Raw genomic sequence first — 12,241 nt, forward strand, 5'->3', positions numbered from 1 at the left:
GACCTACCGGGTGGGCTCCACGAGGTACTCCGCGCCGGCGCGCGCCGTCCACGCGAGGTCCTCGTCCGCCCCCTTCGCGACGGGTTCGCCGTCGGCCGTGGTGACGGTGACGGGGACGCCGTGCACGCGGACGGCCAGCTCGCCGTCGCGGCCGGCGACGACGCGCGCCCGGGTCAGCGCGGAGCCCGCCCACGTCAGGTCCACCACGTGCCCACCGCGGGCGCGCAGCCCGCGCACCGACCCGTCCACCCACGCCGGCGGCAGGGCCGGCAGCAGGTCCAGCGCCCCGTCGTGGCCCTGCAGCAGGGTCTCGGCGATGCCGGCGACGGCGCCGAAGTTGCCGTCGATCTGGAAGATGGCCCCGCCCGGCCAGTCCGGGTGCGGGTGCAGGTCCAGCAGGGACTCCGACATGAGGTCGGCGACGAGGACGCGCAGGTGCTCCTCGGCGGCGGCGCCGTCGCCGAACCGAGCCGCCAGGCACACCACCCACGACCGGCTCCACCCGGTGTGACCGCCGCCGTGGCCGAGCCGGTCCTGCAGCGCCCGGCGGGCGGCGTCGAGCCGTTCGGGGGTGCGGCGACGGGTGGTGCTCGTCCCGGGGAAGACGCCGTACAGGTGCGAGACGTGCCGGTGCCCGGGTTCGGCCGAGACCAGGCCCGGACCCCACTCCTGCAGGACGCCGTCGACGACGGCCGGTCCGGCCAGCCGGGCCAGCGCGGAGCGCACCTCGGCGGCCAACGCCTCGTCCCCGTCCTCGCCCCCGGTGCCGGCGGACCCGTCCCGCTCCAGCAGCTGCAGGTAGTGGGTGAACACCTCGCGGGTCAGCTCGCGGTCCATCGTCGAACCGGCCGTCACGGCGGCCTGCGACCCGTCGGGCAGCAGGAACGTGTTCTCCGGCGACGTCGACGGGCTGGGCAGCAGCGCCCCGGTGGCGGGGTCCTCGACGAGCAGGTCCAGGGCGGCGGCCACGGCCGCGCGGTGCACCGGCAGGGCCACCTGCGTCAGGACGTCGTCGGCGGCGGCCCCGAAGTCGAGGTGGTCGAAGGCGTGGGCCGCCAGCCAGGGCAGCGCCGAGGGCCAGTTCGACCACAGGGGGCGCCCGTTCACCGCCCGCGTGAAGCGCCACACGTCGGTGTTGTGGTGCACGACCGCCCCGCGCGCGCCGTAGTCCAGCCGGGCGGTCTCGCGCCCCGCCTCGGCGAGGTCGCGGGCCAGGTCCAGCAGCGGGCGGTGCAGCTCGGCCACGCCGGTCGTCTCCGCCGCCCAGTAGTTCATGGTGGCGTTGATGTTCGTCGTGTAGTTGCTGCTCCAGCCCGGGCGGACGTCGACGTTCCAGATGCCCTGCAGGTTCGCGGCCTGCGTCCCGGGCCGGGAGGAGGCCACGAGCAGGTAGCGGCCGAGGTCGAAGACCTGCTGGGCGACGGCGACGTCCTCCTCGCGCCCCGGCGCGGCCGTCAGGTCCAGGTCCACCCGGTCGAAGAACCGGCGGTGCTCGGCCTCGGTGCGCTCGCGCAGCTGCGCCGCCGGGACGGCCGCGGCGGCCAGGACCTGCTCGCGCGCCCGCTGCGCCAGCAGCTCGACGTCGGCGAGCGGGCGTTCGCGCCAGCCGCGGAACCCGGTGACGACGGTGGCCGTCAACCGGGCCGTCGTGCCGTCACCGTCCGCGTGCACGAGCGCGGCGACGGCGAAACCCCCGCCGCGCGCGACCGTGCCGTCCGCGGCCGGGTCGTCGTCGGCGTACCGGACCGGGTCCTCGGAGGGGACGTAGTTCGGGACGACGCCGGCCGGGACCCGGCCGGCGGCCAGCAGCAGGGTGCCCCCGGCGACCTCCTCGACCCGGTGCAGCAGCAGCGGGTGCGGGCTGGTGAACTCCACCGCGGGCAGGTCCTCGCCCGCGGTGGGCGCGAGCGCGACGAGGGCGCTGGCGCCGGGGGCGACGAACGCCTCGACGACGCGCTCGGCCCCGTCGCGGGAGTACCGGGTGCCGGCCACGGCCCGGGACAGGTCGAGGTCGCGGACGTACCCCTGCACCTCCTCGGTCCCCGCCCCGGGGTCGTGGTGCCAGGCCAGCCGGCCGACGGGCTGGTAGGACTGCGTCCAGCCGGGGCCGTGCAGCTGCACCGCGAGTTCGTCGGCCCGGTGGTGGTCCCCAGCGGCGACGGCCTCGCGCAGCGCGGGCAGGACGTGCGCGGCGCCGGCGTCGTCGCGGGGCCCGATCGGCCCGCCGGACCACAGCGTGTCGGCGTTGAGGTCAAAGGTCTCCGTCCCCACGCCCCCGGCGACGGTCGCCCCCAACCGCCCGTCGCCGAGCAGGAACGCGTCGGCGAACCGGGTGGCGGGGCGGTCGCAGGCGATGACGTACCGGGGGCTGGGCAGGCGGGTCATGGTTCTCCGGGGTCGGGGCGGGGGCGGTGGATCACTTGGTGGCGTCGTACGCCTTCTGCTCGATCTGCAGGTACCGGGACAGGCCGGTGCTGTCGAGCTCGTCGACGTAGGACGTCCACGCCGCGTCGTCGTTCACGTCCCGGGTCCCGGTGACGAACTCGGCGCTGGCCTGGCTGACGAGGTTCTGGATGTTGGTGGTGAGCTCGGCGACCTCGGCCGACTCCTCCTGCGGCACCCAGACCGACCAGTACGGGAACACCTGGTCCTGCGGCACGTACGGCTCGTACAGCTTGCTGGCCTCGAACAGCTTGCGCTCGTACCCGTCGGCGGGCTGCACCTGGCCGTTGCGGAAGTCGGCGTTGGAGTTGTACTGCGCGAGCGGGCCCCAGCCGTCGTTGGCGGGTTTGACGTTCGGGTCGGCCTCGGGGACGCGGGCGAACGGGGTGAGCTCGTCGTCCAGGGCCTTCTCCCCCGGCTCGGGCTTGAACCAGTCCTTGCCCTCGATGCCGAACTCGGCGCGGGCGTGCTGGTCCTGGGGGAACATGTAGTCGATCATCTTGATGGCCGCGACCTGCTCGTCCTCGCTGGCCTTGTTCGTCAGTGCGAACGTGGCGCCCGGCATGCTGGGCAGGTTGTAGGAGGCGAACTGCACGCCGTCCGGGCCCTTCAGGGGCGGCAGCGCCTGGTAGGCCTTGTCGCGCCCGTCGTCCTGCCCGGTGGTGACGAAGATGTTGGGGTGCAACGCCGTCGCGGCCCCCACGAGGGGCGCCTCGGCGTTGTCGCCCTTGGCGACGAGGGCGTCGCGGTTCTGGGTGAAGGCGGCGGGGTCGATGAGGCCCGCGGCGTACATCTTGGCCATGAAGGCCAGGGCCTTCCGGTAGGCGTCCTGGCGGGCCTGCAGGGTCACCTTCCCGTCCTCCAGCGCCAGCGTGGAGGGGTAGGTCCCGCTGCCCTGGGGGTCGTAGAGGAAGGCGTTGACGAAGTACGGCAGCAGCAGGTCGTCGACGCTGGAGGTCAGCGGGATCTCGTCGGCCTGCCCGTTGCCGTTGGGGTCCTTCGTCTTGAAGGCCACCATGACGTCGTAGAACTCGTCGGTGGTGGTGGGCATCTTCAGGCCCAGCTTGTCCAGCCAGTCCGTGTTGATCCACAACTTGGCCTGGTAGGAGCAGTGGTAGCAGTCGTTCCACTGCGGCAGGCCCCAGATCTTGCCGTCGGGGGCGGTGGCGAGCTTCGCATAGTCGGGGTTCTCGGCGAACGTCGCCTTGATGTTCGGGGCGTTCTTCTCGATGAGGTCGTTCAGCGGTTGCAGGACGCCCTGCTGGCCGTAGCGCAGCAGGTCCTGCTGGGAGAACTGGTCGACCCACGGCACCATGAGGAACACCTCGGGGTAGTCCCCGCCGGCGAGCTGGATCCGCCGCGCCTCGGCGGCCGTGGTGCCGTCCCAGGTCGTCGTCTGCCAGTCGAACGTGGTGCCGGTGAGCTTCTCCATCTCCTTGCTGAAGGAGTTCGAGGCCAGGTCGGTGTCCGGCCCCTGGGCGGCGAAGATCGTCAGCTTCTGGGCGTCCTCGCCGGCGTCCTCCCCGGAGGAGCAGGACGTGGCGAAGAGGGTGAGCGCGGCCAGGGCCAGGGCCAGGGCGCGGGGACGTCGTCGTGCGGACACGGGTCGTGCGGACATGGGGATCCCTTCGGTGGGCGGCGACGACCGTGTCGCCGGACGGTGGTGGGACGAGCGGGGGGGCCGGGCGCCGGGTCAGCCCTTGACCGCGCCGACGAGGATGCCCTTCGTGAAGTAGCGGGCCACGAACGGGTAGACGAGCAGCAGCGGGACGGTCGCGATGACGATGAGGGAGTACTTCAGCAGGTTGGCCAGCTGCTGGCGCTCCATCATCGCGGCGGCGTCGGTGCTGCCCCCGGAGGTGTTGAGGATGAGGATGTTGCGCAGCACGATCTGCAGCGGGGCCAGGTCGGGGTCGCGCAGGTACAGCAGGGCGTCGAAGTAGGAGTTCCACTGCGCGATGCCGTACATCAGGGCGATGACGGCGATGAGCGGCTTGGCCAGCGGCAGGACGACGGTGAACAGGATGCGCAGGTCGCTGGCGCCGTCGAGCTGCGCGGCCTCGTGCAGCTCGTCGGGGATGGAGGAGCGCAGGAAGGCCACGGCGATGATGACCTGCCAGACGCCGATGGCCTGCGGCAGCAGCAGCGCGCCGCGGGTGTCGAGCAGCCCCAGGGCCTGCACGACGAGGTAGGTGGGGATGATGCCGCCGGCGAAGAGCATGGTGAACACGACGAACTTGGTGATCGCCTTGCGGCCCCACAGGTCGGGGATGGACAGCGGGTAGGCGATCATGATCGTCAGGACGACGCTGATGAGCGCGCCGACGACGGTGTAGACGAGCGAGTTGAGGAAGCCGGTGACGATCGCCGAGTTGCTCAGGGCCACCTCGTAGCCGCGCACCGTGAAGTCCACCGGCCACAGGAACACCCGCCCGGCCGAGACCGCCGCCGGGGAGCTGAAGGAGCTGGCGAGGATGTACAGCAGCGGGACGAGGACCACCACGAGCGCGGTGACCAGCAGGACGTAGACCCCGACCATGAACACGCGGTCGACCGTGGGGTCCTTCACCTGCCGCGACCGGTGCACCTGGCCCGCCGGCCGCCGGGGCCGCCTCGCGGGTCGCTCCTGCGCCGAGGACGTCGAGGACTGCGTCGTGCCGCTCACCACAGACCACTCCCGGTGACTCGTTTGGCGACCCGGTTGACCGTCACCAGCAGCACGAGGTTGATGGCGGAGTTGAACAGGCCGATGGCGCTGGCGAGGCTGAAGTCGGCGTTGATGAGACCGACCTTGTAGGTGTAGGTCGCGATGACCTCCGACTGCGACAGGTTCAGCGGGTTCTGCAGCAGGAAGGCCTTCTCGAAGCCGAGCGACATGACGTTGCCGACGCCGAGGATGAGGATGATCACGGCGGTGGGCGCGATGCCGGGCAGGTCGACGGCGATGATCTTCTGCAGGCGGTTGGCCCCGTCGACCCGGGCCGCCTCGTACAGCGTGGGGTCGATGCCGGCCAGGGCCGCGAGGTAGATGACGGCCGAGTACCCGGCCGTCTGCCACACGTCCGTCCAGACGTAGACGTGCCGGAAGGCGTCCGGGTCACCCAGCACGTTGGGCTGGTCGGCCCCGAAGAAGCCGAAGACGTCCGAGAGCAGCCCGATGCGCGGGGACAGCACCAGGATCGTCATCGACACGATGATCACCGTGGAGATGAAGAACGGGGCGTAGGTGACGAGCTGGACCGTGCGGGCGAAGAAGCGCAGCCGCACCTCGTTGATCGCCAGCGCCAGGACGATCGGCACCGGGAAACCGGCCAGCACGGCGTACACGGACAGGATGAACGTGTTGGAGACGATGCGGCCGAAGACCGGGTTGTCGAAGAAGCGCTGGAAGTTGGCCAGGCCCACCCAGTCGCTGCCCCAGATGCCGTCGACCACGTTGTACTGCTTGAAGGCGATGACGGCGTTGACCATCGGCACGTACTTGAAGACGACGAACCACAGCAGCGGGACGGCCAGCATCAGGTACAGCTGCCAGTGCCGGCGCAGGCTGCGCCGGGCCGCGGAGCGACCACGGGTGCCCGTGTCCGCGGCACGCGCGACCGTCGTGGGCCGCAGCGGGGTCAGGGCCACGGGTGCTCCCCGCGGCTGGTCCCCGCCGGTCCCCCGGTGGACCTCGAGCCGTCCTCAGTCATCTGATCAATACAGCGAGATCGGGAGCACCGGTCGCACGATCGCTGGGTACTCGCATCTTTCCGGCACACCAGGAGCGCGAACATGGTGCCTCCTCGTTGAGCGCATCAAAGCTGTGTGTGTCCGTTGACGCTAATGGTCTGATGTTTGGAGTGTCAACCCACTCCTCGGCCGCCGGTCCACGGCACGGCGGACGGCCCCGCGAGGAACACCTCGGACGGGTCACGGTGCAGCCGGGTGCACGGGCGGGCGGCGACGGGCGCCCCGCGGGCCTCAGCGGGCCGTGACGGCCTTCTCCCGCTGCCGGCGGACGTACGCGCGCGCCCACGGGTCGGCGAAGCGCGCCAGCACCGGGCCCAGGACCGCCATCACGAGGACGTAGGCGGCCGCGAGCGCCGCGAGCCGGGGGTCGACGCCGGCGGCGGTGGCCAGGCCGGCGATGACGATGGAGAACTCCCCGCGCGGGATGAGCGCGGCCCCGGCGCGGACGCGGCCGGGCACGGCGATGCCGGCGCGCTTGGCGGCGACCCAGCCGGTGACGAGCTTGGTGCCCACCCCGACCACGACGAGACCGAGCGCGGGCAGCAGCACCGGCGGCAGCGAGCTGGGGTCGGTCGAGAGGCCGAAGGAGACGAAGAACACGGCGGCGAACAGGTCCCGCAGGGGTTCGAGGCGGTGGTGGGCCTCCTCCTCCAGGTCGTTGGACAGGCTGATGCCGAGCAGGAACGCGCCGACGGCGGCGGAGACGTGCAGCTGCTCGGCGACCCCGGCGACCAGGAGCGCCAGGCCCAGGACGCGCAGCAGCGTGACCTCGCTGGAGCCCGCGGAGACGAACTTCGAGATGACGTGGCCCCAGCGCAGGGCGACGACGAGAGCGACGGCCAGGCACGCCAGGGCGATGAGGACCGAGCCGGTCGCCTCCCAGACCCCGGAGGCGGCCAGGACGGCGGTCAGCACGGGCAGGTAGACGGCCATCCCGAGGTCCTCCAGGACGAGGATCCCGAGGACGGCGGGGGTCTCGCGGTTGCCGAGGCGGCCGAGGTCGGCCAGGACCTTGGCGACGATGCCGGAGGAGCTGACGGCGGTGATGCCGAACATGGCCAGGGCGCCGATGGGCCCGAAGCCGAGCAGCAGCCCGAACGCCGCCCCGGGCAGGCCGTTGAGGAGCAGGTCGAGGACCCCGACGGGGGCCTGGCGGCGCAGGTTGCCCAGCAGGTCGCCGGCGGAGTACTCCAGCCCCAGCAGGAGCAGGAGCATGACGACGCCGATCTCCGACGCCGCGTCGAGGAAGCCCTCGGGGGCGTTGAGCGGGAAGACCCCGCCGGCCCCGAAGGCGAGGCCGGCGAGCAGGTAGAGCGGCACCGGGGAGATGCCGAGGCGTCCGGCGAGGCGACCGACGAGACCGAGCCCGAAGATGACCGCACCGAGCTCGATGAGCAGAGCAGCGGTGTGCACCTGTCGAGGTCCGTCCTTCCGGTGGTGGGGCGTCAGCCCGCGTGATCAGCCGTTGTGCAGCAGTTCCGCGGTCGCGCGGACGCCTTCCTGGGTGCCGACGACCACGATCTTGTCACCCGAGCGGAACTGCTGGGACGGCACGGGCGAGGGGACGACCTCGCCGTTGCGCACGAGCGCCACGACGGAGGCGCCGGTGCGGCTGCGGATCGCGGCGTCGCCCAGGGTCCTGCCGACGTACGGCGAGCCGTCCTCGAGGTAGATGCCCTCGGTGGCCAGCCCCTCGATCTGCTCGCGCAGCCGGGCGAGGCGCTCGATGACGCGCGGCTGACCGAGCAGCTCGGCGAGCACCTCGGCCTCGTCGCCGTCGAGGTCGATCACGGCGTGGCACGCGTCGGGGTCGTCCTGGGAGTAGACGAGCAGCTCGCGCTCGCCGCCGCGGGTCGAGATCACCCCGATGCGCCGCCCGCGGGCGGTGGTGAAGTCGTGCCGCAGCCCCACGCCGGGCAGCTTGGTCTCTTCCAGGTCCACGTCCCCAGTGTCCTCCACGCTCGAGGGAGCCGACGACCAGGGCGCCAGCTGTCCCCCGGACGCCGTACTCACGTGGCGTCCACGGGTGTCAACAACGCGTCGGCCCGGGACCATCCCGGCGGACGTGGCGAAAAGCGCACGGCCGCGACCCTTGCCCCGGCCCGGTTCGTCGTGCATGATCCGGGGACCGCAGCGACGCGACCGTTCACGGTGGCCGAGCCCGGGACAACTGAAGACCCCATTCCACGACGGATCGTCCGGCACGTACCTGCCGGTGGAAGGACACACGACGATGGCTACGGTCACGTTCGACAAGGCGACGCGCATCTACCCCGGGGGCGACAAGCCCGCGGTCGACGCCCTGGACCTGCACGTGGAGGACGGCGAGTTCCTCGTCCTCGTCGGCCCCTCCGGCTGCGGCAAGTCCACCTCCCTGCGCATGCTCGCCGGTCTCGAGGACGTCAACGGCGGACGCATCCTCATCGGTGACCGCGACGTCACGACGGTCCCGCCGAAGGACCGCGACATCGCGATGGTGTTCCAGAACTACGCGCTGTACCCGCACATGACGGTCGCCGACAACATGGGCTTCGCCCTGAAGATCGCCGGCACGCCCAAGGACGAGATCAAGCGTCGTGTGCAGGAAGCCGCGAAGATCCTCGACCTCGAGCAGTACCTGACCCGCAAGCCGAAGGCCCTCTCCGGTGGTCAGCGTCAGCGCGTCGCCATGGGCCGCGCGATCGTCCGCCAGCCGCAGGTCTTCCTCATGGACGAGCCGCTGTCGAACCTCGACGCCAAGCTGCGCGTGCAGACCCGTACCCAGATCGCGTCGCTGCAGCGCCGGCTGGCCGTCACGACGGTCTACGTCACGCACGACCAGGTCGAGGCCATGACGATGGGTGACCGCGTCGCGGTCCTCAAGGACGGTCTGCTGCAGCAGGTCGACACCCCGCGCCGCATGTACGACCACCCGAACAACGTCTTCGTCGCCGGGTTCATCGGCTCGCCCGCGATGAACCTGCTGACCCTGGACGCCACCGACGGCGGCCTGAAGTTCGGCGACACCGTCCACCCCGTGGAGCGCGGTCTGCTCTCCGGCACCGGCAACAAGGTCACCCTGGGCGTCCGCCCGGAGGACCTGGAGCTGTCCACCTCCGGTCTGCCGGTGCAGGTCGAGGTCGTCGAGGAGCTCGGCGCCGACGCCTACATCTACGGTTCGCTGGCCCAGCCGGGCGGGGAGTCGCACCAGGTCATCGCGCGCGTCGACGGCCGCCGTCCCCCGGAGAAGGGCTCGACGGTCCACTTCACGCCGAAGCAGGGCCACGTGCACCTGTTCGACGTGACCAGCGGTGAGCGCATCGGCGCCTGACGTCCGCGGCGAAGGGCCGTCGGCTCCCCCCGGGAGTTGGCGGCCCTTCGCGCGTCCGAGCCTGAGAGGATGACGCGGTGAGCACCGAGACGGCGGCGTCGCTGCAGATCACCGCAGCCCGGCCCTACCCCCAGCTCCTGGACCTGCCGTGGGACGTCCCGCTGGAGGAGTGGCCGCAGGAGCACCTGGCCGCGCTGCCGCGAGGCATCTCCCGGCACGTCGTGCGGTTCGTGAAGCTCGGCAACCGGGTGCTGGCGGTCAAGGAGACGAACGCGCCGATCGCGCACCGCGAGTACCGGATGCTGCGGCTGCTGAACCGCCTCGAGGTGCCGTCCGTGGCACCGGTGGCGGTCATCACCGGCCGCGTCGACCGCGACGGCGAGCCCTTGAACGCGGTGCTGGTGACGCGCCACCTGCAGTACTCGCTGCCCTACCGCGCGTTGTACAGCCAGATGCTGCGCCCCGACACCGCCAAGCGCGCCGTCGACGCGCTCGCGGTGCTGCTGGTGAAGCTGCACCTGACGGGTTTCTACTGGGGCGACGTGTCGCTGTCGAACGCCCTGTTCCGGCGCGACGCGGGGGCCTTCGCGGCCTACCTCGTGGACGCCGAGACCGGTGAGCTGTACGACGAGCTGTCCACGGGGCAGCGCGCCTACGACCTCGACCTGGCCCGCACGAACATCGCGGGCGAGCTCATGGACGTCGTGGCCTCCGAGGCGCTGGACGCCGACATGGACGAGGTGCTGGCGATCGCGGACCGCATCGTGTCCCGGTACGAGGCGCTGTGGGTGGAGCTGACGGAGCCGGAGTCCTTCGAGAAGGGCGAGCGCTGGCGCGTCGAGGCCCGCATCCGGCGCCTGAACGACCTGGGGTTCGACGTCGGCGAGCTGGCCATCACCACCGACATCGACGGCACCACCGTCCGCATCGAGCCGAAGGTCGTCGACGCCGGTCACCACTCGCGCCGGCTGCTGCGCCTGACGGGGCTGGACGCGGAGGAGAACCAGGCGCGCCGGCTGCTCAACGACCTCGACTCCTACACCGCGGCGAACGACCGCCAGGGCGAGGACGAGGAGATCGTGGCGCACGACTGGGTGGCCGACGTCTTCGAACCCGTGCAGCGCGCGGTCCCCCGCGAGTTGCGGGGTCGCATGGAGGCCGCTGAACTGTTCCACGAGGTGCTGGAACACCGCTGGTACCTGTCCGAGAAGGCCAGCCGCGACGTCGGCCTCGAAGAGGCCGTCCACTCCTACGTGACGGCTGTGCTGCCGAACAAACCCGACGAACGAGCCGTGCTCGGCGTCGACACCCAGGCGATCCGCGTGGTCGCCGACGACGACTGAACCGCTGGAGGACGCTGGTGTCTGCAGGAACCCGGATCGCCCTGACGGGAGCGGCCGGAAAGCTGGGCCGCGTCGTGCTGCGCGACCTGCTCGACCACGGGTACTCGGTGCTCGCGCTGGACCAGACCCCGCCCCCGGGGCTGGTGGCCGGCGACGACGTGCAGTTCGTGCGGATCGACCTGAGCGACCACGGGCAGGTGACCGAGGCGCTGACGGGCCGCATCGAGGAACGCGGTGGGCCCTTCGAGGCGGTCGTGCACCTCGCAGCCATCCCCGCCCCGGGGCTGGCACCGAACGCGACGACGTTCCGCAACAACTCGGCGGCCACCTGGAACGTGTTCGACGCCGCGCGCGCCGCGGGGGTGAAGAACGTGGTGTGGGCCTCCAGCGAGACGGTGCTGGGGTTGCCGTTCGAGGCCGCTCCCCCGCCGTACGCGCCGCTGGACGAGGAGTACCCGGTGCGGCCGGAGTCGACGTACTCGCTCGTGAAGTCCCTCGAGGAGGAGATGGCGCGGCACTTCTGCCGCTGGGTCCCGGACCTGACGATGACGGGCCTGCGGTTCTCCAACGTCATGCACGTGGAGGACTACGCGAAGTTCCCCTCGTTCGACCACGACCCGACGCTGCGCAAGTGGAACCTGTGGGGCTACATCGACGCCCGCGACGGCGCCCAGGCGGTGCGGTTGGCCCTGCAGCGCAAGGGGCCCGGGGTCGAGGTGTGCATCGTCGCCAACGCCGACACCGTCATGACGCGCTCGTCGGCGTCGCTGCTGGCCGAGGTGTACCCGGGCGTCGAGGTCCGCAAGGAGCTCGCCGAGCACGAGACCCTGCTGTCCATCGACAAGGCCCGCCGGGTGCTGGGGTACGAGCCCCAGCACTCCTGGCGCGACCACGTGTAGGCGGCTCAGCAGACCTCGCGGGCCAGGGCGGTCGCGGCGAACCGGGCGTCCGGGTCGAGCACGTCGAGCAGCTTGACCATGACGGCGTCCAGGTCGCCGAGGTCGCCCTCGGCCAGCGGGTCGAAGACGAGTTCCCGGACCCGCTCGACGTGCCCGGGCGCCGAGGCGACGACCTTGTCGTAGCCGGCGTCGGTGAGGATCGCGACCTGCCCGCGCCCGTCGCAGGGGCTCTTCTCGCGGCGCACCCAGCCGTCCTTCTCCAGGCGGGAGACGACGTGGGAGATGCGCGAGGGGCTGGCGTTGGAACGAGCACCGAGCTCGCTCATCCGCAGGCTGCGGGTGGGTTCCTCGGACAGCATCGCCAGGGTCAGGTACGCCGTCTTCGTCAGGTCGGCGTCGCGCTGCAGCTGCGCGTCGAGCGCGGCGGGCAGCAGTTCCATGAGCGCGCTGAGGCGCAGCCACACGCGGCGTTCGTCAGGGTTGAGCCAGCGGGGCGTCTGCTCAGTCATCCGGAC

General features: G+C 71.6%; 10 protein-coding genes. 3 read left to right on the plus strand and 7 right to left on the minus strand.

The annotated features are described in order from the left end of the window. Window positions 1–3 precede the first annotated feature (3 nt). The 6 genes from CLV37_RS22310 to CLV37_RS22335 form a co-directional block, all read right to left on the minus strand. Window positions 4–2,385 carry a glycosyl hydrolase family 95 catalytic domain-containing protein gene (locus CLV37_RS22310; protein ID WP_106214639.1) on the minus strand — a complete coding sequence of 794 codons (2,382 nt, stop codon included), beginning with the start codon at window positions 2,383–2,385 and terminating at the stop codon, window positions 4–6. A 31-nt stretch (window positions 2,386–2,416) separates the two neighbouring features. Then, on the minus strand, window positions 2,417–4,060 hold the full coding sequence (locus CLV37_RS22315) for a type 2 periplasmic-binding domain-containing protein (RefSeq protein ID WP_106214641.1): 1,644 nt from the start codon (window positions 4,058–4,060) through the stop codon (window positions 2,417–2,419). Window positions 4,061–4,135: 75 nt separating this feature from the next. Beyond that, the gene (locus tag CLV37_RS22320) at window positions 4,136–4,981 is read right to left on the minus strand and encodes an ABC transporter permease family protein (RefSeq protein WP_106214861.1); all 846 of its coding nucleotides are present in this window, start codon (window positions 4,979–4,981) and stop codon (window positions 4,136–4,138) included. Between the two features lie 122 nt (window positions 4,982–5,103). Further along, the gene (locus CLV37_RS22325) at window positions 5,104–6,066 is read right to left on the minus strand and encodes an ABC transporter permease (protein ID WP_425433632.1); all 963 of its coding nucleotides are present in this window, start codon (window positions 6,064–6,066) and stop codon (window positions 5,104–5,106) included. A gap of 339 nt (window positions 6,067–6,405) precedes the next feature. Then, the gene (locus tag CLV37_RS22330; protein ID WP_106214643.1) at window positions 6,406–7,587 is read right to left on the minus strand and encodes a cation:proton antiporter; all 1,182 of its coding nucleotides are present in this window, start codon (window positions 7,585–7,587) and stop codon (window positions 6,406–6,408) included. Window positions 7,588–7,632: 45 nt separating this feature from the next. Continuing rightward, window positions 7,633–8,115 carry a cation:proton antiporter regulatory subunit gene (locus CLV37_RS22335; RefSeq protein WP_170127440.1) on the minus strand — a complete coding sequence of 161 codons (483 nt, stop codon included), beginning with the start codon at window positions 8,113–8,115 and terminating at the stop codon, window positions 7,633–7,635. A gap of 292 nt (window positions 8,116–8,407) precedes the next feature. On the opposite strand from CLV37_RS22335, the gene CLV37_RS22340 reads away from it, so the two are divergent. The 3 genes from CLV37_RS22340 to CLV37_RS22350 all read left to right on the plus strand — a co-directional run bounded on the left by CLV37_RS22340 (window position 8,408) and on the right by CLV37_RS22350 (window position 11,726). Beyond that, on the plus strand, window positions 8,408–9,484 hold the full coding sequence (locus tag CLV37_RS22340; RefSeq protein WP_106214647.1) for an ABC transporter ATP-binding protein: 1,077 nt from the start codon (window positions 8,408–8,410) through the stop codon (window positions 9,482–9,484). A gap of 77 nt (window positions 9,485–9,561) precedes the next feature. After that, window positions 9,562–10,827 (plus strand): DUF4032 domain-containing protein, encoded by a 1,266-nt coding sequence (locus CLV37_RS22345; protein ID WP_106214649.1) that lies wholly within the window; start codon window positions 9,562–9,564, stop codon window positions 10,825–10,827. A gap of 17 nt (window positions 10,828–10,844) precedes the next feature. Then, window positions 10,845–11,726, plus strand: coding sequence for an NAD-dependent epimerase/dehydratase family protein (locus CLV37_RS22350; RefSeq protein WP_170127441.1), 882 nt, complete (start codon window positions 10,845–10,847; stop codon window positions 11,724–11,726). Between the two features lie 5 nt (window positions 11,727–11,731). On the opposite strand, the gene CLV37_RS22355 is transcribed toward CLV37_RS22350, so the two are convergent. Next, window positions 11,732–12,235 (minus strand): MarR family winged helix-turn-helix transcriptional regulator, encoded by a 504-nt coding sequence (locus CLV37_RS22355; protein WP_106214654.1) that lies wholly within the window; start codon window positions 12,233–12,235, stop codon window positions 11,732–11,734. Window positions 12,236–12,241: the final 6 nt, after the last annotated feature.

It is taken from the genome of Kineococcus rhizosphaerae, assembly GCF_003002055.1.
Lineage (GTDB): Bacteria > Actinomycetota > Actinomycetes > Actinomycetales > Kineococcaceae > Kineococcus > Kineococcus rhizosphaerae.

Bases quoted from the DNA above. Each gene is read 5' to 3' on its own strand.
- CLV37_RS22310 (WP_106214639.1), bottom strand. From the start codon at position 2,385: ATGACCCGCCTGCCCAGCCCCCGGTACGTCATCGCCTGCGACCGCCCC.
- CLV37_RS22315 (WP_106214641.1), bottom strand. From the start codon at position 4,060: ATGTCCGCACGACCCGTGTCCGCACGACGACGTCCCCGCGCCCTGGCC.
- CLV37_RS22320 (WP_106214861.1), bottom strand. From the start codon at position 4,981: ATGGTCGGGGTCTACGTCCTGCTGGTCACCGCGCTCGTGGTGGTCCTC.
- CLV37_RS22340 (WP_106214647.1), top strand. From the start codon at position 8,408: ATGGCTACGGTCACGTTCGACAAGGCGACGCGCATCTACCCCGGGGGC.
- CLV37_RS22355 (WP_106214654.1), bottom strand. From the start codon at position 12,235: ATGACTGAGCAGACGCCCCGCTGGCTCAACCCTGACGAACGCCGCGTG.